A 26,573-nucleotide genomic window follows, 5' to 3' on the forward strand; every position below is an offset into this window, starting at 1 on the left:
TTATGTAGGTAAAGTTATTTTTAGAGGAAGTGTTCGCTAGGAACTTTCCTACTGCAACATAGTCGAAACGTGTTTGATGTGACCGCAACTTCCGCCTAGCGTTCTAGGCAACATAGTCGAAACGTGCTTCGCCCAAGTTTCCTAGAGCTAGCAACCTCCTTCCTAGGCGCAAGTCGCCTTCGTCAGGAGAAATTGCTAGCTTTCCGGAAACTCTTTGGGACGAAGACACTTTGCTGGCTCGCACTCTAAATTTAATCATTCTGTATCAATCATCTTGATGTATCTCTGGTATAATACTTCTAGTTAGGAGAGTGATCAATGGTGAATATTCACTATCCCAATGGTCAGCAGCCGAAGCGGGAATATAATCCGCAACGAGATTTGCCGACCCCCCATCAATCAATTTACGCAAAACGGGGAATGTCACTGGAAGATGAAATTAATCATAGCAACCAGTATTATTTAGCAAACCACATTGCTGTGATTCATAAGAAGCCAACGCCAATCCAGCTAGTAAAGGTTGATTACCCGAAGCGGAGTGCTGCTGTTATTAAGGAAGCATACTTTCGTCGACCATCAACGACCGACTATAACGGTGTCTACAAGGGCTACTATATTGACTTTGACGCGAAGGAAACGCGGAATAAGCGATCGTTCCCGTTAAAGAATTTTCATCCCCACCAAATTCGCCACATGCGTGAATGTATCAAACAGGGTGGGATCTGTTTTGCATTTATCAAATTTACCGAACTAGATCTTATTTATTTACTACCAGCTACCAACCTGTTTGAATTCTGGGATCAGCAATCCGGTGGTCGGAAATCAATTCCGCTTGCTTCAATTGAGAAGTGCGGCTATCAAATTGGTTACCGGCTCAATCCACGTCTTCCATACTTGGAAGCGGTCGACCGAATTATTGCTAATACAAAGTAAAAGGAGAATATCATGTCGAATAACGATGAACCACGACGCGAAGTTCAGTATCGTGCCGATGGTAGTTACGATGATGGCGGAAAGAAGCCATTATTAAAGCGCATCCTCCTCTGGATAGCAGGGGCGATTGTCCTCTTGTTTGTGGCTGGATGTGCACTATTTTTCTACTACGCTTCAAGCGCCCCGAAGATTAGTCAACGGGAACTATCAAGTCAGAACACAACGATTATCTATGATGCTAATAATAAGGTGATTTCTCGTCTTGGTGCCCAAAAACGTGATTATGCTAAGGATTCGCAAATTCCTGACACTTTGAAGCACGCAGTAGTCGCAATCGAAGACCGGCGCTTCTATAAGCACCACGGAGTTGATGTTCGGCGAATCTTCGGTGCAGCGATCAATAATGTGATTGGTCGTTCAGACGGAATGCAAGGTGGGAGTACCTTAACCCAACAACTGGTTAAATTATCAGTCTTCTCAACTGCTCAATCTGACCGGACATTTAAGCGGAAAGCCCAGGAAGCCTGGTTAGCCCTAAACGTTGAACGGCACTTCAGTAAGGATCAAATTCTTAAGTATTACATCAACAAGGTTTACATGGGTAATGGAGTCTACGGAATGCGAACCGCCGCTCAATACTACTATGGTAAAGAGTTGAAAGACTTGGACCTTTCTCAATTAGCATTGCTTGCCGGAATGCCCCAATCACCAACCAACTACAACCCGCTAGCTTCAAATACTAAGTACGCGACAGCACGGCGGAATGAAGTTTTGAACGCAATGGTTCGGGCTGGCTACATCACTAAGTCAGCTGCTCAAAGTGCTGCTAGTGAAAGTGTTACTGATGGCCTTGACCCCGATCATGGTGACGTTGAATCAAGCGAGACTAACGTTAAGGAAAAGATCGTTGATCCATACGTCAAGGAAGTTCTTGCCCAATTGCAAGCAGAAGGATACAATCCAAACACTGACGGCTTGCTAGTCCACACTAACATGGATCTTGGCGCTCAAAAGAAGCTCTACAACGCTGCTAATAGCGAAGTATCTTTCCAAAGCGACCAAATGCAAGCTGGTGCAGCGGTTACCGATCCGCATAACGGTCAAGTAATCGCCATGCTTGGTGGTCGGCATTCTAATGTCATTTATGGTCTTAACCGGGCCGTTCAGGAAAACCGGAGTTCTGGTTCTACTGCTAAGCCACTAATGGATTACGGTCCAGCGATTGAATATCTTCAATGGCCAACCTTCAAGACCGTTTCCGATACGAAGTTCTACTGGCCAGGAACAAATAAGGTTCTTCACGACTTTGATAACAAGTACAAGGGGAACATGACGATGCGTTCCGCACTGGTAGAATCACGAAACGTTCCTGCTATCCGGACATTGCAAGAAGTTGGGATTAAACGAGCAACAACCTTCTTGGGTGGCTTAGGAATTTCACAAAAGGATTCTTATACCCTCCAAAACGGGATTGCCCTCTACATCTCCCCACTTCAAATGTCAGCCGCCTATGCAGCCTTCGCTAACGGTGGGACGTACTACAAGCCATACTACATTAGTTCAATTACTACCATGGATGGTAAGACTAAGACTTATTCTCCTCACGGTAAGCGAGCAATGAGCAAGGCAACTGCATACATGATGACTGATATGTTAAAAGGCGTCTTCACTAACTCTGCTTCTACCGGGACTTCTGCTTACTTAAGCGGTGTTCACCAAGCTGGGAAGACCGGGACAACCGACTTCCCTAACCGGAACCAATCAGGAGTAATGGATTCCTGGATGGCTGGTTACACCAAGAACTACTCAATCGGAATTTGGACTGGTTTTGATCACCCAATGAATGGTGGTGCAATTTCTAGTCAATATGAACGAACTGCGGTCCTCCTTTACAAGAGCATCATGCAGTACCTCGACGAACAAAACCACGCTTCTAACTGGAAGATGCCTGATACTGTTGAAGCTGTTCGGGTAAATGGTAAACGCCAACTCGTAATCAAAGATTCCAAGTGGGCCTTAATGTATGGTGCTTGGGATGGCGGTGATGACGACAATGAATCATCACACTCTGGTTCTAATTCGAGTTCCAGTTCTTCTTCCGGTAGTCGGAGTGAATCAATTTCTGAAAGTCGTTCCATTGAAAGTATCTTAAATGGTGGCTCAAAGAATGAAAGCAATTCATCTTCAACTACGCAAAGTAGCAGTGCAAGTTCTGCCTCATCCACTAGTCCAACACCACCAGCTCCTAACGCTGGCAATGGTCAATAATTATTAGCATAAAAAGCTAAAGGAATACCTAACGTTTGTCTGCCAGACGTCAGGTATTCCTTTTTACTTTGCCGTTAACCCGCCATCAACAATAAACTCAGAGCCGGTAGAATAATCAGCTTCATCTGAGGCAAGAAAGGCAACCATTTGCGAAACATCCTCAGGTTTAGCGATCCGCTGCAACGGGATTGTCTTTGCGAATGCCTTAACCTCATCACTATTATCATTTTGCTTAATCATTGGTGTTTCAACAACTCCAGGATGAACTGAGTTGACACGAATGTTATACGGTGCTAATTCAAGGGCGGCAGCTTTGGTCATCCCCCGAACAGCAAATTTAGTGTCAGTATAACCGATTGCACCGCCAACTAAGCCATCAATTGATGAAATGTTAACGATACTTCCCGATTTCTGGTTCTTCATTACTTCGCCAACGTACTTAATTCCAATAAAGGTTGAAAGTTGATTAATTTTAACAATCTTCAAATAATCATCAACGCTATAATCAAAGATTGACTTAGTGATACTAATCCCCGTATTGTTGACTAACACATCAATCTTGCCAAACTTAGCTAACGTTTCCTTGACTACCCTTTGCCAATCCTGTTCACTTGAAACGTCTTGTTTAACAAACAACGCCTTTTCACCAGTTGGGTCAAGTTCATTCGCTAAAGCTTCACCCTTTTCAGCATTAATGTCAGTAATAACAACCTTAGCACCATCCTGGAAAAAGAGCCGGGCATGGCTTGCACCCATTCCCTGTGATGCACCAGTAATGATTGCTACTTTACCATCTAATTTGCCCATATTCATTTCCTCCATTCCAAAATACTGAGCATCTTTATAACTTTAATTATAAAGATTGCGCTTACATCGAGCAAATAATCAGCTCTTTAAGGACTCTTTATCTTGATTTAATACAGAAAATGCCTCATAATCATTAGCAAACTTTCTAACGACTGTGAGACATCATAATTTCATTATTCACTAAATGTTCCGTATGCTTCATTCGTAACGGCATTGCGACACGGCAAGTAACCATATTGACCATTACTACGTGGTTGACGGATCCAAACCTCACCATCATGACATGACCAGGCATCGTAGTCAATCACTGAACCTGCTGGTAACTCTGCAATTGCAGTTGAGGTCGTAAAGCACCCCAGCGCAAAGTTAATGGCCGATTACTCGTGAACCGTCCAACTTCACGGTGCCAAGTATCACCAAGATTATCAGTCCAAGTCTCGTCACTAGATATACTGCTACCGGAAGGATCTCCAGAGATTACTGGTTGTGAACTTACCTGACCAGTAGGATTAGCTAACCGCTGCCAACCATCCCGATCCACTGTAGCAATCGAGCGATCCTCGTCATCCCCCGCAAATTGCCATAACGTATATACCGACCATGGTGCAGTATTAACCTGCATATCCGGTACCTGCCAAGAGTGCCAGTTCATTGATGGATACTTAGCAACCCAAAGGCCACAATCATTAGCGCAGTTAGCAACCTGCCAAATTGCCGATTCTTGGACATAGATTAGTGGCCAGACATTTGTTTGCCGATGCACCTCATCAACAAACCTTCGGACCCAATTTACATTACCCCAGGCTGCATTCTGGTATTGTTCCCAATCAATTGCTAAAACCGCTTCGCCAATCTTCCCCTGAATATGATTGAGGAAATATGTTGCCTCCGCGACCGGATCATTGCCACCCGCATAATGATAAAGTCCTAGTAAACGACCGTTAGTTTTCGCTAGGGAATATTGATATTCATATTTGGGATTAACATAGCCTGTTCCCTGAGAGACCTTCACGATTGTCCCCTGAGCATGGGGATCAGTTACTATCCAATCCGCACTTCCGGAAAAAACATCTGTAAAATATAGTGCCATCTACCCTCACTTCTTCCTTATTAGATAACTTCATTATACCTTTTATAAGAAAAGGGTTGGCTGAAGCATTTTGAATTGATGATGGTCTTCAAAAAATTTAGCCATTTGGAGAAGTAAACTTTCATTTCCTTTTCGGGCAATAAACTGTATTCCTAGTGGTGTTCCATTAGCGCAAACATGGGTTGGTAAGCTAATTGCCGGTTCACCGGTCATATTCGCCTGTTCGGTAAATGGTGTATAAGTCAACGCTGGAAGCCATTGATCATAAATCAACTGGCGCTGTTCTTCCGGTGATAGTTCTGTAATATTTTCCATCCGCTTACGATCGGTTGCCATAATTAAGTCATGATCAATTCGGGGAGCTGGTTGAGCATTCGTTGGCGTAAGGAATAAGGGATACTGATCGTGTAGCTGATCATGAATATAGCTTGCTTGATCCCATTGACTCAATGCTTCACTGTATTGGGCTGCCGAAACATTTTCACCGGTTTTCCAAAGAGCATACGTCAATAATTCCATATCATCCCGGCTAGCCGGCCGCCCAAGATACTGTTCGATTCCATCAAACATTGCCGCGGTTTCACCAGCATTCATCGTGTAATAACTATTCATTAGTGCTCTACCATCAACTGAATCAGTAAATTCAGTACATTTAAATCCTTGATCACTCAGAAAAGTCACCGCGTCCAATACCGCTTGCTTTGCTTCGTCACTAACTGGAGTACCAACCGGCGATTCAACCGTATAACCAATTTCGACGGTTTTCATTGGTTGCCGCAAAGCGTGACTAAATCCAGAGGTAAACTTTGGTACTTGAAAAACAGCTGCTGATTGAACAGTTTGTAACTGATCTAATAACCGTGCAGAATCTTCAACTGATCGTGTCAGAGCAAAGTTAATCGAGGCTCCCTGCCAAGATCGCCAATCACTCGGTCCGGTTGGTACACGGCCACGAGTAGGCTTCAACCCAATTAACCCTGACCAGCTAGAGGGAATCCGGATCGAACCGCCACCATCATTTCCAGCAGCCAACGGAACCCAGCCAGCAGCCACTGCAGCCGCTGATCCACCGGAAGAACCGCCAGGAGTAACCGCAGTATTCCACGGATTCCGGGCCGGGCCAAAGAGCTTTGCGTCAGTGATATTCTTCCAACCAAACTCGGGGAAATTAGTCTGGCCAATAATAATGAAACCCGCTTGTTGCAAGGCCTGAACAAAGTTATTAGTCGCTTGGGCAACATTATTTTGAAATAACTTATTTCCGTTAGTATCCGGTTCACCCGCTAACTGTTGTCCTAATCCCTTAATCAGAATGGGAACCCCTAAAAACGGTTGTCCGTGATCAGTTAATTGACGAGCCTCATTTAAGGCCGACTTCTCACGCAGGTGAATCACTGCATTTAGTTGCGGGTTCTCCGCTTTGGCTTTTTCAATTGCAGCACTTACTAATTCAAAACTACTGACTTTCTTAGATCTAACTAAATCAGCTAATTGGTAAGCTGGTTTTCTTAATAAAGAATCAATATCCATCTATTTTCTTCTTTCTGATAATCACAGTTACAAATAGGCATTTATATTATAAATCGTCCATTAATCATTGTAAAAGCGTTTTCAAGATAATATACTTTAAGCTAATACCTTAATTTGGAGATGGTTTGATTGAATTGGGAACACTTTTTTAACATTCCCGGCTTTTTTGATGCGCCACTAGCATGGCAGTCACTACCAACTATTCTTAGTGGCTTACCCTTATCAATTATCCTATTGGCAATTTGTTTTGTTACTTCTAACGTTGTTGGTATTTTAATAATGCTGATGCGAATTAGTAAATCCCGCTTTCTCAGCGGGATTGCTCGCTTCTATATTTCATTTTTCCGTGGTGTTCCGATGCTGGTCGTGCTTTTCCTAACTTACTTTGGATTGAACATGGCTGCCCTGCCCGCAGCAATTCTTTCTTTTACTGTTGTCCCGAGTGCCTTCCTCGCCGAGTATTACCGGTCTGCTCTCAAGGGCGTTAGTCAAACCCAGTACGATTCTGCTAAAGCCCTAGGAATGTCTTACCGAATTATGATGACTTACATTATTTTGCCCCAAGCATTTCGGATCGTCCTCCCATCACTGGGGAATGTTCTACTCGACATGTTTAAAAGCACTTCTCTTGCAGCAATGATTACCGTTTCTGAAATGTTCATGAAAGCAAAAGTTGTTGCTGGAGTTAATCAGGATTACATGACCATTTATATTGAAATTGCCATTATCTACTGGATTGTTTGCTGTGTTCTTAGTTGGGGCGAGCAACGGGTTGAAAATCATTTACAACTTTATGTTAATGAATGATCATACTTAATAATGTTTAGCATTATGGACCGGTTACGCAAATTTGATTGAATTATCTAAGTAATCGGAATATAATTGAAGCGTTTTCACGTCACTATCAGAATAAATTACAGGAAGAAGTCTCCTACATGAAGAAAAAATTTTTGACCATTCTATCAGTAGTTGTTTTAACAATTATTGGGTTGTCTGCTTGTGGAAAGAAGAGTGCCGCAGACAAAGATACCTGGACCGTTGCTACGTCAGGAACACTCTACCCCACTTCCTATCATGATCCGAAGACTAAGAAGTTGACTGGTTATGATGTTGAGGTTATTCGTGCGGTTGCTAAGGGACTCCATAAGAAGGTCAAGTTTAAGGAATACGATGTTGATGGGATGTTAACCGCGGTCAAGACCGGAAAAGCAGATATGGCAGCGGATGACTTTGCCATTTCACCTGCCCGCCAAAAGAATTATCTGATGTCATCCCCAATCAAGCACTCTTTCAATAGTTTGATTGTTCGGCAAAGTGATAACTCTGGAATCAACAATTGGAAAGACATTAAAGGAAAGAAGTCTGCCGGTGAAGCTGGAACCAACTACCAACGATTAGCACAACAACTAGGCGCCAAGTTAGTCAACTACGACAACGTTTCTAATGATGTCTACATGAAGGGTGTTGCCAGTGGGAAGACTGACTTTATTATGAATGATTACTATCTTCAAAAGTTAGCCCTCAAAGCACAACCGAATAGCGGGCTTAAGATCAAGCAGGGGATGTACTTTACCACTAACGAAGACGGTAAAGGTGAAGGAATCGTCTTTAACAAGAATGACCAAAAGCTGCAAAAGCAATTTAACGATGAATTAGCTAAGTTAAAGAAGAACGGCACGCTATCTAAAATTGCGAAGAAGTACTACGGTGCCGATGTTACTAAGAAGCCACATGTTCACATCGACCGCCACTTTACGATTCAGAGTAAGTATAAGGGTGATTAGAGAGGTCACCTCATGAATTATGAGCAACTTTTATACGTTACTGAGCTTGCTAACCACCAAACGCTTCAAGAAACAGCGGATTTCCTTCATATTTCTAAGTCGGGATTAAGCCAATCAATCTCTCAATTAGAATCTGAGTTGGGAGTCCAATTATTTAAGCGTAGCCATCAGGGAACGGTTTTGACTTCTAAAGGGCAAGAGTTGTTGCCATATATCAAAAGCATGATGTCAGCTAACATGAATTTAATCCAACAAGCTGGCAGATTAGGTAAAATTCAAAGCATCCATACGATTAAATTAGCTTATGCGAATACATTCCTAAAGCCAATGTTAACGGAATTTCTGAAACTGTATAACGGAAATGCTACCCTAGTGATTAAGCGTAAATCTAGTTCAGAAATTATCGAGCAAGTGCGCCATAAAGAATTAGACGCTGGCTTTATTGCCATTGATAGCAAACACCAAGAGCAACTAAATGGACTTAACTTCATTAAAGTTCATGATGGCCATATCAGTTTAATTACCAGTGACAGGAATCCATTATTAAAGCTAGAGAAGATTACCAAGCAAGACTTAGTTAAGCAAAAGTTTGCTCTATTCAATGACCCTTACAATGATCAGTTATTTGAACATCTTCAATTTATTTGTGGGCCACTTGAAACGATTGCTCGGTTAGATGATAGTTGGGCAATGTATACCGTTATAAATCAACTAGATGCTGTATGCTTAGCACGTGATTGGCAAGCCAGACATTCTACAGACAAACGGTTTACTACTCTTCCTAAAATCAACCTCAGTAATATCATTAACGATCGCTTCTCTCTTGGTTGGGTCATTAATCCAGATACTCATTTAGACCAATTCACTAAATTACTATTACAAAATATCAATAATGAACTTACAAAAAAGGACTAACTAGTAACTACAATTAAGTTATCGGTTAGTCCCTTAACTTTTATTAGATTATTTTTCGAAATGATCGAGGTTAAAAGATGAGCTAGTGCCATTTTTCAGCACATCTTTATTTAATGAACCAGTTTGATGAAGTGAGTAAATCGTTTCTCTTCCTGGAAGATGTGGTTCCATCTGCGGATCAGAAAAGAGATTAATCAATCCTGGCGTCAAATGTGACTTTTTTACCTGTTCAGGAGAAATTTTCCGAATAATCTCATCCCCGCGTCCTTCTTCAATTTTTAAACCAATTGCTGGGTCGATTAACGTTGCCCGTGCCATTGCTACCAAGTCAGTTAATTTCAATGCGTCTTGGGCATCCTTTTCTGACATAACATTACCAACAATAATTTCTTTTACTTTATCACCAATTGCTGGCCGGAATAGTTCAGCAAAAGTTGAGCTTGAATCTTGTGGCTTAGCATTATATTGAGGAAGCGAAAGATGAATATAGTCCAAATCATAATTATCAGTGATTGCTTTAATTAATTGAGTTGATTCATGCCAAGTATAACCAACCGTTTGGTGAATCTCTTCTGGACTAATTCGATAACCAACAATAAAATCTTTAGGCGCATACTGTTTTACAACATCCATCACTTCTTTAACAACTGCTAATGGGAAGTTCATTCGCTTTTCGAGACTACCACCCCATTTATCTGTCCGGTGGTTAGAAAATGCTGAGAAGAATTGTTGAATTAAATAATGGTTAGCGCCATGAATTTCAACCCCATCAAAGCCACAGTCAATTGCTCGCTTGGTCGCTGCTCCAAAGTCCTTTACCACTTGTTCTACTTCTTCACTAGTCAATTCATGAAGCGGGTAATCAATCCATGGGAAGTCCATTTGACTAGGAACTTCAACTGTTCGCCCAAGTTTAGGCGCATAATTTGCTTCCCGACCTGAATGGACTAGTTGTAAGATTGCTTTATTTCCATCCTTCTTTAATGCCTTAGCAACTTTTGTCATCCCTGGCTTAAAACGATCATCATAAATTGCTAATTGCTCACGGTTATCTGCCCAGCTACGTGATGGTCCCCCATTTTTCCGAACCGAGGTATACTCAACAATCACCATTCCTGCAGATTGTGAACGAGCACCATAATAATCCAGGGTATCTTGGGAAACGGCTTCGTTATCACCACTATTGGTTAGCATCGGCGCTTGAACAAGACGATTATTAATTGTTGCGCCATGGCGAAATGTAATGTGGTCAGTTAATTGTTTCATAATAGTTCCTCCATTCATTTTCTTTCTACATGTTCAATGTATCACGAGAGATCAGTGAAAGAAATTAGTTGTTTTGGAACATGAGGTTTAGGAAAAGTGAACTTTCAAATTCACCTTATTATTTATCCTAAAATATGATAATCTGTTATAGACAAGCGTAGAAATAACCAAGGAGGAGTATTTCTATATGAAAAGATTTATAGCGGTTTTGAGCGGAGTATTTGCTGGATTATGTTTATTCGTTACACCTACTTTAGCTAGTAGAACGCAGCTTACCGTTAATATTCCAGATGGTCATAATGCACAAGTGACAAATCAAAGCATTAAAATTGACTCGGAAAATGACGGAAGTGTCACTTTCACAGGTAAGGCTGAAAAAGATGCGGTTATCACTATCGAAAAACATAATGGTAATAAGCATCATTATAAGGTTAAACCTGATGATAATGGGAATTTTACCAAAAAGATAAATCTAGCTACCTCAACTAAAAAATGTAAATTTATTGTCTCAGCTAAATCTACTGAGGAAAGTCTGAGTAATAAAGAAGTCTTTGTAGTAAAAAATACTGCTTATGTTAAACCGGTTCCCAAAAATGATGATAGTAGCGCATCAAGTGAGGAACCAAACAACATAATATCATCATCAAGTTCATCCATTGAAAACAATGGAGACATGAAGACTGATGAAGCTAACGGATTAATAGTTGGCAATTCTCGTTCAAAGATTTACCATACACCAGATCAACAAGGTTATCATATGAATTCCGCCAATGCGGTTTACTTCAATTCTGAAGCTGAAGCACAAGCCGCCGGTTACCGAAAATCATTAAGATGAGTAAAAAAGAAGTTAGGGGTTATCCTTAACTTCTTTTTTACTCATCTTATGCTTCCTTCATTTCCCTTAGCGCATTTGTTGTAACTTGAGAAACGTTGATATTATTCTCTTTCGCCCAGTTATTTAATTCTTCTGGGAGTGAAATATTCCGGCGCACGGTTTTACCATACTGGTTAAGCCACTTTGCCATATTTACTGTAACCCACATAACTGAATCGTCTTTACCAAGCTTCCACTTTCTTGGATCTTGTACTTCTGGATAGTCCGCCATATCACTAATCATCGTTGCTATAGCATCCTCAGCATGAAGAACAGCTTCCTGCATAGTTTTACCATCCGTAACCATCCCCTTAATATTGGGAGAAGAGATCCCATAATAGTGACCTGCCTCGTCATTACATTCTGTTAGAATCACTGGATAAATTAAAATTTTTTCTTTCATAATTAGTAGTTAATATGCCATCTTCACGATTATTTACTTTTCTTCACTTACCTCATCCATAAATCTTCCCAACGCCTCTTGCCACGTTGGCACTTCAAATCCAGTTGCCTTGACTTTATCCAAACTCATGATTGAATGCCGAGGACGATAAGCCTTTTGTGGATATTCTGCTGAAGTAACGGGACTAACTTCAACTTTTTCGTTTTTTAAAATCTCTCGAGCAAATTCATACCAAGTACAAGAACCATCATTTGACAATTGGTAAGTACCATATGGAATTTGGTGTTCAACCGCATACAACATAAATTCAGCCAGAGTCCGCGTCCATGTAGGTCGACCAACTTGATCATCAACTACTGTTAAATGATCATGAGTCTTGGCTAGACGGAGCATCGTGTAGACAAAGTTCTTTCCGTATTCACCAAAGACCCAGGAAGTCCGAATAATGTAATACCGATCCATGATTGATTTAACTGCTTCTTCACCGGTTAATTTAGCCTTACCATACTCATTTTTCGGATTTGTTGACGCATCGACCTGGTACTCGCCTTCGTTAGTGCCGTCAAAAACATAGTCAGTACTAATATAGACCATCGTTGCACCAATTGATTGCGCAGCCGTGGCAACATTTTTGGTTCCGTCCTCATTGACTTGCCAATTAAGATTCTTAGCTTCATCTTCTGCCTTGTCAACAGCGGTATAAGCAGCACAATGAAAAACAACTGCTGGTTTTAATTCTGCAAACTTAGCCTTAACTTGGTTTTGGTCGGTAATATCTAATTCTTTTGAACCACAAGCATCGTAAGCAATTTTCTTTTCATCTAACAAGTGACATAATTCGGTACCCAGTTGACCGTGAGCGCCGGTGATTAAGATTTTTGACATTTAATAACTCCCCCTAAATAATAATTTTTATTCATTTACTAACACTTGATTATCTTTCATAATTTCATCAAATCCTGAAACTTCAGCGATTTGATTCTCCAGTCCCTCAAGTGCGGTGTTGATGGTTTGCTTTTTCAATTTAGTTTTATGAGTAAAGTCATTTAATATGTAGTAAAACTTTGCATTGCTTCGGACCGGCGATGTAACTCTGACGTCAAAATTAAACGCTTTAGCATAATTTAAATCATTAGGTCGAGCAGATGTTTTTACTAAACGTTCTATCCCCGATTTAGTAGGAATTGAAAAGTCAAAATGAGATGAAATCCCGTCACCATTAGCAATTTCAACGTTGGGCGTGTAGAGAACCTCCTGCTTCAATAAGAAGTCTTCAACAACATCATTAAATGCTTCTTTAACATTCCCCTTACTTAAATAGGAAATATCATTAATTCGCATAATTGCTTGCAATAATCGATTTTTGGCTACCGCAAAATTATCTAGCGAGGTTCTAATTAACAAGGCTTCATCTTCCCTAGTAATACCAAAATCATTCAAAGCATTTGTATAAATCCGCCAAACAACTTTAGAACGGTGATCAAGATGGATGCCGACATCTTCTAGATTTGCAATAGTGTAACCAAAGTCAGATACTTCTACCCTGTCTTTCGACAAAAAGCGAGCATATAAATTGATATTATCAAAATTAGTATCAATAAAAGGTGTACTAATTGATACGTAACCATCTTCTATATTCTTGAATATTAGGTCGTCTTTTAACCATTTATAATAATTATTTTCTAATAATGAAGCATTACTCAAATTTTTCACCTCCCATTATTGGTTATATGGGTATAACTAATAAATTCATCTAGTGCATCTTTAATCTTTTTTATATTCTTAAATTCATCAATACTACCAATAGGAATAACGTTCTTAGAAATATATTTACCAGCTGGCGAGTTAAAATGAGCATGTGATCCTAATATTACAAACTCACTGTTAGTACCATAATTATTCACATGACGCAAATCATCCCCAAAATCCAGTCGAATTAAATGTATCCTATTTTCAAGAAACATAAGACCTACTGAGAATTTAGTAGCAATCGGTGTTGAATGAATTTGGAAACGATATACTATCCCTCGCTTGTTATCTCTTACTGAACAACGATAGGTATGTGAAGTTAAAATCAATGTTTGATGTATCTGATTAATGATATCCTGATATTCCATAATGTTTGTTGGATTTTTCTCAGCATTAATCAGCACTCTTACTTCGTTTTCGTTAAGGTTGTTTAAATCCATAATTCAAATCTAATACTCTCTAAAATACTTGTATTTAAATTATACATTAACTAATGCATCCTAGCTCATTTAAGTTAATTCAAATATGCACTATAATTAAGTAAGCGGATTCAAAGGAGGCAATTTAAATGACTGAAAAGATCCTGTACCAAACAGTGGTAGAAAACGATGCCGGAATTAATGGACATGCAAAGGTAATCCAAGGCGGCGATTTAGACGTTTTAACTAGCAATCCGGTTCACGATAATCCCGGCACTAATCCAGAACAGTTAATTGGCCTTGCCCTGGCAACCTGTCTTAATGCCACAATCGAAGCTGAGGAAAAGCGTCGTGGGTTAGCTCATCAAAGTGTCGTTCGGGTTGGCATTAAAATGGGATTTGATAATCCTGGATTTCAATTTTGGCTAGATGCACAGGTAAGGATTCCGCAAGTTGAGCATGATGAAGCAGTAACAATTCTTAAGAAAGCAGAGACTCGTTGCCCTGTCGCTAAACTTCTTCAGGATAGCGACAACGTTTCTGTTCACCTGGTTGACCATTTTAATTTTAACGAAAAAGAGGACTAAAAATGAAATATCTTGTAACTGATAGCCGTGATATTCGATATAACTTAGCACTTGAAACTTATCTAATGGAACATGCTAACTTAGATGAGCCGATTCTTTACTTCTACATCAATTCACCATGCATTATTCTTGGTCGTTACCAGGATGCCTACGAAGAAATTAGCCAAGAATATGTCGATCAACATAACATTATCGTGACCCGGCGAACTTCTGGCGGTGGCGCAGTTTATGATGATCTTGGGAATGTCAGCTTTAGTTTCATTACTAAGGATGATGGTGATTCAATTGGCAATTTCCATAAATTTACCGATCCAGTTATCGCTGCACTCCATAAGCTAGGCGCAACTGAAGCGAAGATGACGGGGCGGAATGATTTGCAAATTAACGGCAAGAAGTTTTCGGGGAATGCCATGAAAACCGAGAAAGGTCGAATGTTCTCTCACGGTACCTTGATGTATGATGTTGATCTCAGCGTGATTGGTAAGGCCCTGAATGTTCCAGCAGATAAAATTGCTTCTAAGGGAATCAAGTCCGTCCATAGTCGGGTAACTAACCTAAAGCCCTTCTTTAAACCTGAATTTCAGAACTTAACAATTGAAGAATTCCGTGATACCCTGGCGAAAACAATTCTAGGCGTTGAAGATTTAAACGATGCTAGGGAGTACGAGCTCGATGCAAAAACGAAGCGCGATGTTGAAGAACTCAATCAATCAGTTTTCAGCAACTGGGATTGGATTTATGGTCAATCGCCAAAGGCTGCAATCCAACACCGGAAGCACTTTCCCCAAGGAACAGTTGATTTCCGACTAACGATTAAAGATGGTCGAATTGCCACGTTAACAACCTATGGCGATTTCTTCGGCCAGAAACCAATTGAAGAGTTTGAAAAGCAATTAATTGGCACCCGTTATGAACGAACTGCTGTCAAGAATGTGTTAGATAACATTGAATTAAGTAATTACTTTGGGAAGATTTCGGAAACTGATATTTTAGACCTATTATTAAGACAAGAATAAGAGAAGCCCCGATACCAGATTGTTAGTGAGATGGTATCGGGGCTTGATTCATTTTGAAATTTAAAATAACAAAACCCCAGACGTATCCGGGGCTTCAGATGCAGGCACCTATTAAAGCCCTACACCTTAATACATATTTGAATATACATTATATCTACTTTTTTGTCAATTTATGTATTCCTTTAATTTATTTAGCTTCAATTTGAAACGCTCACCAATAATTAGATTATACACAGAATAAGGTAATGGCTCTTTATTATGAGCAATTTCTTCAGTTGATTTATATAGGATGTTTACTGAATTTTCAAAATCGGTAATATAAGAATTCAACTCACTCCTACTATTACCGCTCTCTTTCAGAAAAATCATTAAAAGAGCTAAATAATCGAACAGAATATAAAAATTCGTTTCAGCTTCCAAGTGTAATTTATTCTTCACTGTTGCTTTCAAATTTTGTGCAACATTTTGAGCTTTTCTAAATCGACAATCAAAAATTATATGATTATGTGCAACAGCATTTCTGAGATCTTTAATCAAGAAAATTGACTGTTCTAAAATTTTTACATTCTCATCATACTGTGAATTATAGAGGTTTAAGAAATCCGCTACTTTTTCCTTATCTTCTCTATTCAAGCAAGCAACATAATTCCCAACATTACCAAGACTAATTACTTCAAAAAGAGCCCAAAGAGGAACAGATTTATTTTCTTCTATGTAATGCTTAATAACAATATTATTAGAAGCATAGGCGTAAGCTATCTCACTATCAAAGTCTTTCTTTAATCTTAGCCTTTTATTAATACTCTTAGTTCTTCTACGTCCTCTTTGTGAACGATAAAAAGTTAATTTTTGCCTATATACATTATCAAAAGATGGATCAATTCCTAATACTGAATAATTCACTATTAAATTCTTAATAATGGTTTCAAATTTCATTGTTATCGGGTAAAAGATGGCCTTCATTTGCTGATCAAAATTAGCGATAGCAACGATCTGTTCAAAATTATGAATTCCAATGAACGGATGAGCAACATCTTTATTAAATTTATAACCTTTATATCCATGATAATAACCAATATTTACAAGTCTTTTCTTGTCTTCAGAGCCTCTTATCTCTATGTTATGGCTATTCCGAATATGCCTCATTAAACTATCAAATGATTTACCTCTTTTTTCATAATATTTTCCTCACTAATAATTACTTACATTAATTTTACCATTATTAGCAGCAATTATGCGAACATATGTTTAAAATATAAGGCTTAAAAGCCCAGAATTGTGGCAATCGACCGTAATTCTGGGTTTTCAAGTCTTAGATAAAAAATATATCTTATATTACAATAACAAAGCACCAACACATTAAAATAACTGAAAATCATTTCTGCAAAATATCATGAATATTCTTCTGCGGGATAAAGGAATTTGTACTCCAACCACCATCAATTACTAAATCCGCACCAGTCATAAACTTAGATTCGTCAGATGCTAAGTAAACAAACGCATATCCAATATCATCGGCTTCATCTGCATATGGTGGTAAATTAATCTTTCCTTTATGCAATTCTCCCATGGCAGCTCGTGATTCAATACCTGACTCTTTGACCATCCCCGTAAAGATTGGTCCAGGATTAATATTGTTAACGCGAATATGGTACTGAGCAAACCATTATGCTGCATGACGCGTCATTGCATCAATGCCTTAATCAAATAAAATAACCGGTTTAATAATTTTTCCAGATTCAAAATCAGCAAATGCTTGCTTAACATCACTAAACTTATAAAAACTCATTAATTTATCAAGCGGAAATTTACCCTTTTTATAGTAACTAACCAATTTATTAATGAATAATTGTGGAATTGCGTCTCCTTCGATCAATCCAATTATTTGCTTAGAATCTCCCATAATATCCATTCCGGATAGATTTAACGGGCCAGCAATACCAATAATATAAAGTTTTCCAGCCGTTGTAAGAGAAGCCAATTGTTCCTTGATTAACGGTGCGTAACCAGTAGTATCAACTGCATATTCAGGACCCTTAGGCACTATTTCTCTAATTGTTGAAACAATGTCATCAGTATTATTAGTATTGATAACATCAGTTGCACCTAATTCTTTAGCCATCTTCAATTTAGAATCATTACGATCAAGTACAATTAAGTGCTCCGGATTATAAAGATTAGCAGCCATTACAGCAGCAAGTCCAACACCACCAGCTCCAGCAATAATAATTGAAGAACCAAACTCTGGCTTTACACCGTTAATTATTGTCCCAGAGCCGGTCAAAAAGCCACAACCAAGAGGTGCTAAATATTTAAGTTCAATATTTGGATCCACCTTAACAACATTGTGTTCATCAGCAACAATATAATTAGATAAGGAAGATTGTCCGAAGAAAGTACTCAAGTCTCTCCCGTCTTTAAAGTGTAGACGATGAGTACCATCATAATTTTTCCCACCAAAACATAGTTCATTAAGATGCTCACATTGTGCGGGATGACCACTTAAGCAGTGTGAACAATGACCGCAGTAACTAAAGGAGACAACTACATGATCTCCTGGTTTAATCGTTGTAATATTATCTCCAACTTGCTCAACTATTCCTGAGCCTTCGTGACCTAATGCAACTGGATAAGGAGACATCCCCATATCTCGTCCAGCAATATCAGTATGACAAATACCAGTGGCAACCGTTTTTATTAACACTTCATTAGCTTTAGGACTATCAAGTACCACGTCTTTCACTTCAACAGGCGCACCTTTTTTCTCTACTACTACTGATTGTATATTGCAAAATAGAAGTACACAATTATGCAACATAATAATACATAGTTGTGTAATGAAAAAGGCCATTGTCTAACAGCCCACTTTCCTCTAAAGTTAGTTTTGCGACATCAAAACTTTGGAGGTAGAAAGGTATGTTAGCAATGACCGATATTAATACTATCAGGAATTTAAGAAATAATCACGATCAGTCTATTGAATCAATTCGAAAGTCTTTAAATATTAATTGGCGAACAGCAAAAAGTACGCTGATAAAGACTTTGTCCCTAAGATTAAACTCCATAAAAGATCCGGTATGATGTATGAAGAGAAATGGGGAGATATTGTTAGCCTTTGGCTAACTGAAGACTTTAAATTACCAAGGAAGAAACGTCGAACAAATAAACAGTTTTTTAATGACCTAATTGAATCAGGATTTCCAGGATCATACAGAACCGTTTGTAATTTTGTACAAGAATGGAAGGCAACACATACTGACAAAGGAGAAGTAAAAGATTTAGGATATGAAAGACTAGAACATCCTGCAGGTGAAGCGCAATTAGACTTTGGCACGATGGAAGTCGAAAAAGACGGATCCTTTGTAGATATTAAAATATTAGTAATGACCTTCCCCTTCAGTAACCGTGCTTTTGGTATTGCATTACCAGCAGAAAATCAAGAATGCTTATTTAGAAGGAATCAAACAGATTTTAAAGCAAATAAATGGAGTACCTACCGTTATACGAATTGATAATATGTCTACTGCAGTTGTTCGTAGTAAAACCAGATATGAAAAAGCTCGTTTAACAAAGGAATTCCAATCGTTTGCTTTGCATTATGGATTTAAGGTTCAAACATGTAATCCACGAAGTGGATATGAGAAAGGAAGTGTTGAAAATAAAGTTGGTTATGTTAGATACAACTTTTTTTCAACCAGCCCTAAGCTAATTAGTTTTGAAAATTTGAATCAACGACTAGCCGATAAACTAAAAAAAGATTCGCAACGAGTACACTATGAAAAGAAGAAAAAGATTAGTGACCTATGGCAAGAAGAACAAACATCATTTTTGAAATTGCCTGATATAGATTATCCAGTTTTTAAGCAATTTGAAGTTAAACCAAACCGGTATAACGAAGTAACGATTGATAAAACCAGGATACATATTCCAATGGCTAAAACAATGCTTTCATTAACCTGCGTTCTTACCGCAACCAGTTATACAATTTATGATCTAAATGGCGAAATTGTTAATAAAGGGCGACGCCCTTACCTAACTAAGAAACGCGCTATTGAGTGGTCAAACGTTTTTATTACTTGGAAGAGGAAGCCACGGTCAATGACCTATTCTAGATACTGGAAATACCTTCCCAAACGAATTGCTTACTATCTTTCAACAGAAGACTGGCGGTTACAAACCGACCGAATAGACGAACTAATAACACTCTTAAGCACTCATCCATTGAAAGAGATCAATGAACGGTTTTACGAGCTAGTCGGGATTTCACCAACTTCGGAAGAGCTCAGTGTCAATATGAAAAGTTACGATCAACTAGCAAGAGACAGAAAGTAGGTCACTTAATTGAATAATCAAGAACTAGCCAAAGCATGTACAGAATTGCGATTATCAAATATGGCTAATATAGCAAAGTTAAATCAATTCCCTGAAGATGATAAATCGGCATGGCTTTTAGGCCTACTTAAAAAGGAAATTGAGATTAGGTACGATAAGAAGATTACCAGGCTTTATAACCAAGCAAAATTTCCAAAACGAAAAACCTTAAACGATTATATTTGGCGTGAACAAATCAATTTTTCGACACCAGATTCTAAGCAACAATTACTGAATTTAAGCTTTATTGATAAAAACGAAAACGCCGTTTTCGTTGGTACACCTGGAACAGGTAAAACTCACTTAGCAACTGCATTAGGAGTTAAAGCAATCGAAAACGGCATTAATGTAAAATTCTGGCGGGTAGCAGAACTAGTAGATCAGTTGGAACAAGAATGGAAAAATCTCTCAATAGAACGTTTCAAAAAGAAATGCCACAAGTATCAGCTGATCATATTAGATGAAATGGGATATGTACCATTCAGTAAAATAGGATCAGAATTATTATTTCAACTCATAAGTGACTGGTATGAAACTAAGAGTATTATTATCACGAGCAACTTGGAATTTAGTCAGTGGAATAAGGTATTTATTGATCCAAGATTAACAGCAGCATTAGTAGATCGGCTGATTCACCATGCGCATATTGTTAGTTTTACTGGAGAAAGCTATCGATTAAAGAATGCATTATCAAATAACTAAATAAAATAAGAAGTGGGCTGCAAGACTATGTAAAAAGTCATTGCATTTCTCTGCACTTTTTACTTGCAAAATACATAAATTAAATTGTGTTCTTAAATAACCTGCTACTTCCTCATCAGTTAATAAACTTTTCTCTTTTACTTTTTCCATAAAAAACGCTAAATTTTGATAACTAGTAAATTGTTTAAAATAGGGATCCTTTTTACATAAAGAATCAAACGATGCTTCTTCTGTAGCTAAAATATGTGAACTAAATGATAAAGAAATATTTTTAGTTAGCTCATTAAATTCCTTTTCTTGGTTGAACACTTCATCAATATTAGCCGAAGCATAATGGTAGGCTAAATCCTCATTATCAACAGTAACTAATTGAATCATGATTTAGTAACCTCCCCGTTTAAGTATAACTTTTCGCTGTAGCTCATGTTCAGAATGTAAACTATTATTTTGCATTTCATCTTCTATATTCCAAATTTGCAATTTCTATGAAAAAGTTTTTTTATAAAATAACAAAGATATCGTATCATTAATATTTGCTTTGACAAGCAATACAAACAAGTTCATAATACTTATATAAGATAACTCGTGAAGGATGAACACTGGGTTCCATAATGGGGTAGGCTATGAGCTGAGCAGTCCTACGTGCCTGGGGTTATCTCTTTTTTATTTTCTCAACAATTCTTGCGGGATCTTGTTTAATTTGATTCACAATAAATTCCGAGGCCTATTGGGAATAAGTATATTCAATTAAATTCCCTATTTTATGTGCATACGAATATCTTTTATCTCGTTTAATATTATAATATGAAATAAATTGACTTAATACATACCCATTGAAAGATTTATTCAGACTTTCGCCATTTTTTGTAGTGTAACTAAAAGGGATCTTTTGTTTTTTTAAACGATTATCAATATCTCTAACTAAATTTTTAAAACTAAATTTAAATATATCAGCGGGATCCTTTAGCTCTTTCACTATTGCTATATCATTTTCTGCATCTTTATTAATCTTTACCGAAAAATTAGCTTTATTTTGATCCTTAGTTATTACAAGCTCATGTCTAACAGTAATAGCAAACTTATTTGAGTCTTCTATTTTTTTAGTAACATCAATATCATTTTTAGTAAAGATCAATTTTTGGGCAATTTCATCGGGATATTTAGCTTTTATTTGTTCATTTGATAGCTCTTTAATATTAGTGGTAAGAGTTAGCGATGATCTATTTAGATAATTCGATACATCTCTATTATGAAACCGCAGTAGTTCATTAACATAATTTACAACACAAGATTGAAAGACAGGAGCAAATATTGCTTCATAATCCTCTGTAATAAAATGTGTACTTGTATTCCGTAAATTAATTATTTTTTCTAAATTAATACGTAAAGGCTGTCTTTTATCTGTATAAACTAAGTAAACAACTTTTAATAAGTCATACGTCCTATCTGGCTGATCCTTATAGTAAATAGATTGTCCACGTTTTAACAATAGCGCTTTCAACATTAACTCCCATGCGTTACAGATAAAGAAGCTAAAACCTTCAGTACGATAATTAATAGTCGGTTTATTAAATACTTCTAATCCCATTAAAAACGCTTCAATACTTTTATCAACCAATCTATTTCGTAATTTACTATTACATTCCTTTATCGTTATAGTTCTTTTCATTTTTACACCTTGCCAAGTCCAACTAATAAAATTATTACACTCTCCTTATTTTAACCTATTAACAAGGTGATTTAAACGTATGTTCGTGTGAAATATCAATATAAAAATCGTAAATTATCAGTAAAAGATAATCTACGACTTCTTCATTACTGTCCATTCTTCGCGTACTTGGCTTCCACAGCTGCCTTTTCGTCTTTCCACCAATCTTCATGTTGAGTGTACCAATCAATGGTATGTTGTAAGCCCTTCTTGAAGTCAGTGAATTCTGGTTCCCAACCAAGTTCAGTTTCTAGCTTAGTGGCGTCAATAGCATAGCGTAAGTCATGACCTGGACGATCCTTAACATGATCGTAGGCATCCTTTGGTTGACCCATTAATTCAAGGATCATTTCCAGAACTTCTTTATTGTTCTTTTCCCCGTTAGCCCCGATTAAGTAGGTTTCACCAATCTTACCTTTGGTTAAAATATCCCAAACGGCGCGAGAATGATCGTTAGTATGGATCCAATCACGGACGTTCTTACCGGAACCGTAAAGCTTTGGCCGGATCCCGCTTAAGATATTAGTAATCTGCCGCGGAATAAACTTCTCAATGTGTTGGTAAGGGCCATAGTTGTTGGAACAATTGGAAATCGTGGCCCGTAAACCAAAAGAGCGTACCCAAGCCCGAACTAATAAGTCGGAACTAGCCTTAGATGAGGAATAAGGACTAGATGGCCGGTATGGTGAATCCGGAGTAAACTTTTCCCCCTTACCTTCACCATGACCGGGTAAGTCTTCCCGGAGTGGCAAGTCACCATAAACTTCATCGGTAGAAATATGGTGGTAACGCACGTCATACTTTCGACAAGCTTGAATTAGGGTAAAGGTCCCTTCAATGTTGGTCTTGATAAATGGCGTAGGGTCAATCAGGGAATTGTCATTGTGACTTTCAGCCGCATAGTGAACCACGGCATCCGCTTGACTGACTAACTTATCAACCAAGTCCTTATCACAAATATCACCAACGACTAATTCAACCTTGTCCTTTGGCAGACCGGCAATATTAGCTGGATTACCAGCGTAGGTCAACTTATCTAAAACGGTGATGTGTTCAACTTCTGGGTGATGGTTAACCAGGTAATGAACAAAATTAGAACCAATAAAGCCACAACCACCGGTAACAATAATATTCTTAAATGCTTTTTCCATTAGTCAAACCTCGCTTAGATTTCACCGTAAACAAACGGGTTGTTCTTCTCAAATTCGGTAAAGGTTGGTTGAGCAGCATCCTTCTCGGAAGTGATCGCCTTATTGAATTCAATTGGCCAGTCAATGTTTAGTTCGGGAGTCTTGAAGGAGAAGCCACCATCAGCTTCGGCGTCATAGTAGTTATCCACTTTGTAGCAGAAGTTAACGTTATCGGTCAAAGTCAAGAAGCCATGGGCAAAACCACGGGGAACCAACAATTGACGGTGATTACTGGCAGAAAGAATGTAACCTTCCCATTGCTTGTAAGTTGGTGAACCCTTCCGCACATCAACGATCACATCCAGAACAGCACCGGTAACGACCCGGATTAACTTAGTTTGGGCGGCCTTACCGCGTTGGAAGTGAAGGCCCCGGAGAACTCCGGCCCGGCTAGATAAGGATTGGTTATCCTGGATAAAGTTAAAATCAATTCCGGCTTCCTTAAAGTCCCGATCAGAGTAAGTTTCCTCAAAGAAACCGCGGTTATCACCAAAAACCTTTGGCGTAATAATCTTAACATCTTGTAGTTTCGTATTCTTAACGGTTAATTGTCCCATATAACTTCTGCACCTTCCTAATCTTGTTCAGCCAACCGTAAGAGGTATTGGCCGTAATCATTCTTCTTTAACGGTTGAGCTAGCTTAACTAACTGGTCCTGATCAATGTAGCCCATCCGGTAAGCAATTTCTTCAAGACAGGCCACTTTCAGGTTTTGGCGACGTTCAATTGTCGCAATGAAGTTAGCGGCTTCAAGCATTGAATCATGGGTTCCAGTATCTAACCAGGCATAGCCCCGACCCATTAGCTTAACATCAAGCTTGCCCTGTTCCAGGTAAACCTTATTAACATCAGTAATTTCAAGTTCACCCCGAGCGGATGGTTTGATGTTCTTGGCAATATCAACCACGTTATTATCATAGAAGTATAGGCCGGTTACCGCATAGTTACTCTTTGGATGAGCCGGTTTCTCTTCAATTGACAAAGCGTGCATGTGATCATCAAAGTCAACCACCCCGAAACGTTCAGGATCATTAACATGGTAACCGAAGACGGTCGCCCCATCGGTTTTCTTAGCAGCAGATTGCACTAATTCAGATAAACCGGCACCATAGTAAATATTATCCCCGAGAATCAAGCAGACACTATCATCGCCAATAAAGTCTTCACCTAAAATAAAGGCTTCCGCCAAGCCATTCGGGTGTTTTTGAACCTTGTAGGTAAAGTTCAGGCCTAAAGCTGAACCATCACCTAACAGCTCTTTAAATAATGGCATATATTCTGGCGTTGAAATCACCAGAATATCCCGAATACCCGCCAACATCAACGTTGACAGTGGGTAATAGACCATTGGCTTGTCATAAACCGGAATCAATTGCTTTGAAATACCCTTTGTGATCGGGTATAGTCGTGTGCCGGAGCCACCGGCAAGAATGATACCTTTCATACTTTACAGCTCCTTTACTATAATTTTAAATTATTTTGTTTTTAGTAATAGTATATTAATCAAAAAATTTTCTTGTTTTTTAATATATTTATAACAACTTTATTTCTTAAAACAATCAAAATCACTATATATACAACTACTGATAAGAAAATTGAAATAAATAATTTAACTATTAATGTGACACATAACATATTAATAATTTGACAAACTATTATTACACCTATACAGCCAATAATAGCAGATATGATATTCTTCAAAAAATCTTTTGTTATCAACATTGGTAAAACTACTCTTTTTGAAAAATAAAGGTTCATACTCATACATAATAACTCCGCTAACACAGTTGTAATAGCGGCACCATTTTCTGAAAGCATTGGAATCATTATAAAATTTAGTAATATATTGATACCTGCTCCACATATTGCACTTATAAGTGTCTTCATTTCTTTTTTTAATGGAATTAAAATGCACTCTACAAAAATAGTATTAATTGTTCCAAAAAAAAGAGCAAGGCTTAAAATTCTCAATGAAGTTTCGGATCTCAAATATTGATTACCTGCAATAAATATGACAATTAATCTACTAGTCATAAATAATCCTGTAGTTGCAGCTGGTAAAAGTATAATCATAAAATTTATTAATTTATTTAACAATTCTTTATATTCTTCCATTCTATTTTTACCAGCTAGCACTGATAATCTTGGAATCAGGACAGCCATACCTGCAGAAACAATTGGTCCAATCATTCCATATATTTTAGAAGATATACTATAAATTCCTACAACATAATTTGTTTTAAATAAACCTAACATTGTCATATCAGCATTAACGTATATCGTAACAGCCATCATAGTTCCAAATATAATGAAGATTGGAATTAAATATTGAATCCAATTAAATCTCCAATAAATTCTAAGATCACAAAATTTATTCAAATGAACAAAATTTAATATATATGACCCACTATTAGCAAATACTGATACTGCAACATATTGCAGATAATTATCACGATTCCTTACAAAGGACAAAAGTAAAACAATTGATATTATTTTAAATGAAATGTTTCGTATGGTTATATATCTATATTCTTCGTAAATAGTATATATCCAATCTGTACCTAGAGTAGTTAAAAAAATTTGAATACTAAAAATTAAAATTGCAGACTTATAGCTTCTTAAACTTTGAAAAAATAAAAGACTAATAAAAAGTAGAATATAAGAAAGAAACGTTGAACACAAATTAATAGTAAAGACTTTACTAGCAAAATCACTAAATTCATTGCGATCTTCTCTATATTTTGCCCCTTCCCGAACTGCAAATCTGCTAATGCCTAAACCAGCAATTAATATGAAATAACTAATTATAGAATTAGAAAAACTATATTTCCCAATTCCATCCACCGATAATGTTCTGGACACATATGGAAAAGTAATAAGTGGGAAAATTAAGTTCAGTAAGGTCTGTAAGCTATTAAAAAATGCATTTATACTTAAAGACTTCTTTTTAATGATTTTTCA

At 37.9% G+C, this 26,573-nt stretch carries 26 protein-coding genes and 2 pseudogenes; 11 read left to right on the forward strand and 17 right to left on the reverse strand.

Features of this window, described 5'->3' with window-relative positions; all coding sequences use genetic code 11:
• Positions 1 to 321: 321 nt before the first annotated feature.
• Together recU and N4627_RS05165 are read left to right on the forward strand one after the other, a co-directional pair.
• A complete protein-coding gene (recU, locus tag N4627_RS05160; RefSeq protein WP_040531299.1) occupies positions 322 to 933 on the forward strand; it encodes a Holliday junction resolvase RecU in 612 nt (203 codons plus the stop codon).
• Between the two features lie 12 nt (positions 934 to 945).
• Positions 946 to 3,201, forward strand: coding sequence for a penicillin-binding protein (locus N4627_RS05165; RefSeq protein WP_260964017.1), 2,256 nt, complete (start codon positions 946 to 948; stop codon positions 3,199 to 3,201).
• Between the two features lie 63 nt (positions 3,202 to 3,264).
• Here N4627_RS05165 and N4627_RS05170 read toward each other — a convergent pair whose 3' ends face one another.
• From N4627_RS05170 to N4627_RS05180, 3 genes and pseudogenes are all read right to left on the reverse strand, one after another.
• Positions 3,265 to 4,008: an SDR family NAD(P)-dependent oxidoreductase gene (locus tag N4627_RS05170; RefSeq protein ID WP_260964019.1), complete on the reverse strand. Its 744-nt coding sequence runs from the start codon at positions 4,006 to 4,008 to the stop codon at positions 3,265 to 3,267.
• 173 nt (positions 4,009 to 4,181) lie between these two features.
• Positions 4,182 to 5,098: pseudogene (locus N4627_RS05175) on the reverse strand (GH25 family lysozyme).
• A gap of 42 nt (positions 5,099 to 5,140) precedes the next feature.
• Positions 5,141 to 6,628: an amidase gene (locus N4627_RS05180; RefSeq protein ID WP_098045269.1), complete on the reverse strand. Its 1,488-nt coding sequence runs from the start codon at positions 6,626 to 6,628 to the stop codon at positions 5,141 to 5,143.
• A 129-nt stretch (positions 6,629 to 6,757) separates the two neighbouring features.
• On the opposite strand from N4627_RS05180, the gene N4627_RS05185 reads away from it, so the two are divergent.
• From N4627_RS05185 to N4627_RS05195, 3 genes are all read left to right on the forward strand, one after another.
• Positions 6,758 to 7,435, forward strand: a complete 678-nt coding sequence (locus N4627_RS05185) for an amino acid ABC transporter permease (protein WP_260964021.1) — start codon at positions 6,758 to 6,760, stop codon at positions 7,433 to 7,435.
• A 128-nt stretch (positions 7,436 to 7,563) separates the two neighbouring features.
• Positions 7,564 to 8,412, forward strand: coding sequence for a transporter substrate-binding domain-containing protein (locus tag N4627_RS05190; protein ID WP_003717175.1), 849 nt, complete (start codon positions 7,564 to 7,566; stop codon positions 8,410 to 8,412).
• A gap of 12 nt (positions 8,413 to 8,424) precedes the next feature.
• The gene (locus N4627_RS05195; protein ID WP_260964024.1) at positions 8,425 to 9,327 is read left to right on the forward strand and encodes a LysR family transcriptional regulator; all 903 of its coding nucleotides are present in this window, start codon (positions 8,425 to 8,427) and stop codon (positions 9,325 to 9,327) included.
• A 48-nt stretch (positions 9,328 to 9,375) separates the two neighbouring features.
• On the opposite strand, the gene N4627_RS05200 is transcribed toward N4627_RS05195, so the two are convergent.
• A complete protein-coding gene (locus tag N4627_RS05200) occupies positions 9,376 to 10,593 on the reverse strand; it encodes an oxidoreductase (RefSeq protein ID WP_225415989.1) in 1,218 nt (405 codons plus the stop codon).
• Between the two features lie 187 nt (positions 10,594 to 10,780).
• On the opposite strand from N4627_RS05200, the gene N4627_RS05205 reads away from it, so the two are divergent.
• Positions 10,781 to 11,428, forward strand: coding sequence for a sunset domain-containing protein (locus tag N4627_RS05205; protein ID WP_240411235.1), 648 nt, complete (start codon positions 10,781 to 10,783; stop codon positions 11,426 to 11,428).
• 46 nt (positions 11,429 to 11,474) lie between these two features.
• Here the strand turns inward: N4627_RS05205 and N4627_RS05210 are convergent, their stop codons facing one another.
• The 4 genes from N4627_RS05210 to N4627_RS05225 are packed head-to-tail and all read right to left on the reverse strand — an operon-like array spanning position 11,475 to position 14,059.
• The gene (locus N4627_RS05210) at positions 11,475 to 11,870 is read right to left on the reverse strand and encodes a type II toxin-antitoxin system HicB family antitoxin (RefSeq protein ID WP_240411236.1); all 396 of its coding nucleotides are present in this window, start codon (positions 11,868 to 11,870) and stop codon (positions 11,475 to 11,477) included.
• A gap of 33 nt (positions 11,871 to 11,903) precedes the next feature.
• Positions 11,904 to 12,755: a dTDP-4-dehydrorhamnose reductase gene (gene rfbD / locus N4627_RS05215; protein WP_003717181.1), complete on the reverse strand. Its 852-nt coding sequence runs from the start codon at positions 12,753 to 12,755 to the stop codon at positions 11,904 to 11,906.
• Between the two features lie 27 nt (positions 12,756 to 12,782).
• A complete protein-coding gene (locus N4627_RS05220) occupies positions 12,783 to 13,574 on the reverse strand; it encodes a DUF1828 domain-containing protein (protein ID WP_260964034.1) in 792 nt (263 codons plus the stop codon).
• Positions 13,575 to 13,579: 5 nt separating this feature from the next.
• On the reverse strand, positions 13,580 to 14,059 hold the full coding sequence (locus N4627_RS05225) for a DUF6978 family protein (protein WP_233186041.1): 480 nt from the start codon (positions 14,057 to 14,059) through the stop codon (positions 13,580 to 13,582).
• Positions 14,060 to 14,187: 128 nt separating this feature from the next.
• Between N4627_RS05225 and N4627_RS05230 the strand changes: the two genes are divergently transcribed.
• Complete coding sequence (locus N4627_RS05230) at positions 14,188 to 14,625, forward strand: OsmC family protein (protein WP_260964038.1); 438 nt, start codon at positions 14,188 to 14,190, stop codon at positions 14,623 to 14,625.
• A gap of 2 nt (positions 14,626 to 14,627) precedes the next feature.
• A complete protein-coding gene (locus N4627_RS05235; RefSeq protein ID WP_260964040.1) occupies positions 14,628 to 15,641 on the forward strand; it encodes a lipoate--protein ligase in 1,014 nt (337 codons plus the stop codon).
• Between the two features lie 165 nt (positions 15,642 to 15,806).
• Here the strand turns inward: N4627_RS05235 and N4627_RS05240 are convergent, their stop codons facing one another.
• The 3 genes and pseudogenes from N4627_RS05240 to N4627_RS05250 form a co-directional block, all read right to left on the reverse strand.
• On the reverse strand, positions 15,807 to 16,787 hold the full coding sequence (locus tag N4627_RS05240; RefSeq protein ID WP_260964042.1) for an Abi family protein: 981 nt from the start codon (positions 16,785 to 16,787) through the stop codon (positions 15,807 to 15,809).
• A 229-nt stretch (positions 16,788 to 17,016) separates the two neighbouring features.
• Positions 17,017 to 17,292: pseudogene (locus tag N4627_RS05245) on the reverse strand (SDR family oxidoreductase); the annotation flags it as partial.
• A 48-nt stretch (positions 17,293 to 17,340) separates the two neighbouring features.
• Positions 17,341 to 18,459 carry an NAD(P)-dependent alcohol dehydrogenase gene (locus N4627_RS05250; RefSeq protein WP_260965077.1) on the reverse strand — a complete coding sequence of 373 codons (1,119 nt, stop codon included), beginning with the start codon at positions 18,457 to 18,459 and terminating at the stop codon, positions 17,341 to 17,343.
• A gap of 259 nt (positions 18,460 to 18,718) precedes the next feature.
• Here N4627_RS05250 and N4627_RS05255 point away from each other — a divergent pair, with 259 nt between their 5' ends.
• From N4627_RS05255 to istB, 3 genes are read left to right on the forward strand one after another with little or no spacing between them, the layout of a single operon-like run.
• Positions 18,719 to 19,153, forward strand: a complete 435-nt coding sequence (locus N4627_RS05255) for a hypothetical protein (RefSeq protein WP_260964044.1) — start codon at positions 18,719 to 18,721, stop codon at positions 19,151 to 19,153.
• A gap of 4 nt (positions 19,154 to 19,157) precedes the next feature.
• Positions 19,158 to 19,973 carry a hypothetical protein gene (locus N4627_RS05260; RefSeq protein ID WP_260964046.1) on the forward strand — a complete coding sequence of 272 codons (816 nt, stop codon included), beginning with the start codon at positions 19,158 to 19,160 and terminating at the stop codon, positions 19,971 to 19,973.
• A gap of 9 nt (positions 19,974 to 19,982) precedes the next feature.
• On the forward strand, positions 19,983 to 20,714 hold the full coding sequence (gene istB / locus N4627_RS05265; RefSeq protein WP_260964048.1) for an IS21-like element helper ATPase IstB: 732 nt from the start codon (positions 19,983 to 19,985) through the stop codon (positions 20,712 to 20,714).
• On the opposite strand, the gene N4627_RS05270 is transcribed toward istB, so the two are convergent.
• The 6 genes from N4627_RS05270 to N4627_RS05295 all read right to left on the reverse strand — a co-directional run bounded on the left by N4627_RS05270 (position 20,703) and on the right by N4627_RS05295 (position 26,567).
• Positions 20,703 to 21,092 (reverse strand): hypothetical protein, encoded by a 390-nt coding sequence (locus N4627_RS05270; protein ID WP_260964050.1) that lies wholly within the window; start codon positions 21,090 to 21,092, stop codon positions 20,703 to 20,705. The genes istB and N4627_RS05270 overlap by 12 nt on opposite strands.
• A 346-nt stretch (positions 21,093 to 21,438) precedes the next feature.
• A complete protein-coding gene (locus N4627_RS05275; RefSeq protein ID WP_260964052.1) occupies positions 21,439 to 22,383 on the reverse strand; it encodes a DUF3644 domain-containing protein in 945 nt (314 codons plus the stop codon).
• Between the two features lie 146 nt (positions 22,384 to 22,529).
• The gene (gene rfbB / locus N4627_RS05280) at positions 22,530 to 23,573 is read right to left on the reverse strand and encodes a dTDP-glucose 4,6-dehydratase (RefSeq protein WP_260964054.1); all 1,044 of its coding nucleotides are present in this window, start codon (positions 23,571 to 23,573) and stop codon (positions 22,530 to 22,532) included.
• A 14-nt stretch (positions 23,574 to 23,587) separates the two neighbouring features.
• On the reverse strand, positions 23,588 to 24,169 hold the full coding sequence (rfbC, locus tag N4627_RS05285) for a dTDP-4-dehydrorhamnose 3,5-epimerase (protein ID WP_260964056.1): 582 nt from the start codon (positions 24,167 to 24,169) through the stop codon (positions 23,588 to 23,590).
• 17 nt (positions 24,170 to 24,186) lie between these two features.
• On the reverse strand, positions 24,187 to 25,056 hold the full coding sequence (gene rfbA / locus N4627_RS05290) for a glucose-1-phosphate thymidylyltransferase RfbA (RefSeq protein WP_260964057.1): 870 nt from the start codon (positions 25,054 to 25,056) through the stop codon (positions 24,187 to 24,189).
• 59 nt (positions 25,057 to 25,115) lie between these two features.
• On the reverse strand, positions 25,116 to 26,567 hold the full coding sequence (locus N4627_RS05295) for a flippase (protein WP_260965078.1): 1,452 nt from the start codon (positions 26,565 to 26,567) through the stop codon (positions 25,116 to 25,118).
• Between the last annotated feature and the right edge of the window lie 6 nt (positions 26,568 to 26,573).

Origin of the sequence: Limosilactobacillus vaginalis, assembly GCF_025311515.1 — a bacterium.
GTDB lineage: Bacteria > Bacillota > Bacilli > Lactobacillales > Lactobacillaceae > Limosilactobacillus > Limosilactobacillus vaginalis.

Excerpts from the sequence above, each read along its gene's own strand:
- rfbD (WP_003717181.1), bottom strand. The coding sequence starts at position 12,755 with ATGTCAAAAATCTTAATCACCGGCGCTCACGGTCAACTGGGTACCGAA.
- N4627_RS05200 (WP_225415989.1), bottom strand. The coding sequence starts at position 10,593 with ATGAAACAATTAACTGACCACATTACATTTCGCCATGGCGCAACAATT.
- N4627_RS05190 (WP_003717175.1), top strand. The coding sequence starts at position 7,564 with ATGAAGAAAAAATTTTTGACCATTCTATCAGTAGTTGTTTTAACAATT.
- N4627_RS05195 (WP_260964024.1), top strand. The coding sequence starts at position 8,425 with ATGAATTATGAGCAACTTTTATACGTTACTGAGCTTGCTAACCACCAA.
- N4627_RS05275 (WP_260964052.1), bottom strand. The coding sequence starts at position 22,383 with ATGAAAAGAACTATAACGATAAAGGAATGTAATAGTAAATTACGAAAT.
- N4627_RS05225 (WP_233186041.1), bottom strand. The coding sequence starts at position 14,059 with ATGGATTTAAACAACCTTAACGAAAACGAAGTAAGAGTGCTGATTAAT.
- N4627_RS05180 (WP_098045269.1), bottom strand. The coding sequence starts at position 6,628 with ATGGATATTGATTCTTTATTAAGAAAACCAGCTTACCAATTAGCTGAT.
- N4627_RS05230 (WP_260964038.1), top strand. The coding sequence starts at position 14,188 with ATGACTGAAAAGATCCTGTACCAAACAGTGGTAGAAAACGATGCCGGA.
- N4627_RS05240 (WP_260964042.1), bottom strand. The coding sequence starts at position 16,787 with ATGAGGCATATTCGGAATAGCCATAACATAGAGATAAGAGGCTCTGAA.
- N4627_RS05235 (WP_260964040.1), top strand. The coding sequence starts at position 14,628 with ATGAAATATCTTGTAACTGATAGCCGTGATATTCGATATAACTTAGCA.
- N4627_RS05260 (WP_260964046.1), top strand. The coding sequence starts at position 19,158 with ATGTCTACTGCAGTTGTTCGTAGTAAAACCAGATATGAAAAAGCTCGT.
- N4627_RS05205 (WP_240411235.1), top strand. The coding sequence starts at position 10,781 with ATGAAAAGATTTATAGCGGTTTTGAGCGGAGTATTTGCTGGATTATGT.
- N4627_RS05170 (WP_260964019.1), bottom strand. The coding sequence starts at position 4,008 with ATGGGCAAATTAGATGGTAAAGTAGCAATCATTACTGGTGCATCACAG.
- N4627_RS05270 (WP_260964050.1), bottom strand. The coding sequence starts at position 21,092 with ATGATTCAATTAGTTACTGTTGATAATGAGGATTTAGCCTACCATTAT.
- rfbC (WP_260964056.1), bottom strand. The coding sequence starts at position 24,169 with ATGGGACAATTAACCGTTAAGAATACGAAACTACAAGATGTTAAGATT.
- N4627_RS05210 (WP_240411236.1), bottom strand. The coding sequence starts at position 11,870 with ATGAAAGAAAAAATTTTAATTTATCCAGTGATTCTAACAGAATGTAAT.
- rfbA (WP_260964057.1), bottom strand. The coding sequence starts at position 25,056 with ATGAAAGGTATCATTCTTGCCGGTGGCTCCGGCACACGACTATACCCG.
- rfbB (WP_260964054.1), bottom strand. The coding sequence starts at position 23,573 with ATGGAAAAAGCATTTAAGAATATTATTGTTACCGGTGGTTGTGGCTTT.
- N4627_RS05255 (WP_260964044.1), top strand. The coding sequence starts at position 18,719 with ATGATGTATGAAGAGAAATGGGGAGATATTGTTAGCCTTTGGCTAACT.
- N4627_RS05165 (WP_260964017.1), top strand. The coding sequence starts at position 946 with ATGTCGAATAACGATGAACCACGACGCGAAGTTCAGTATCGTGCCGAT.
- N4627_RS05250 (WP_260965077.1), bottom strand. The coding sequence starts at position 18,459 with ATGTTGCATAATTGTGTACTTCTATTTTGCAATATACAATCAGTAGTA.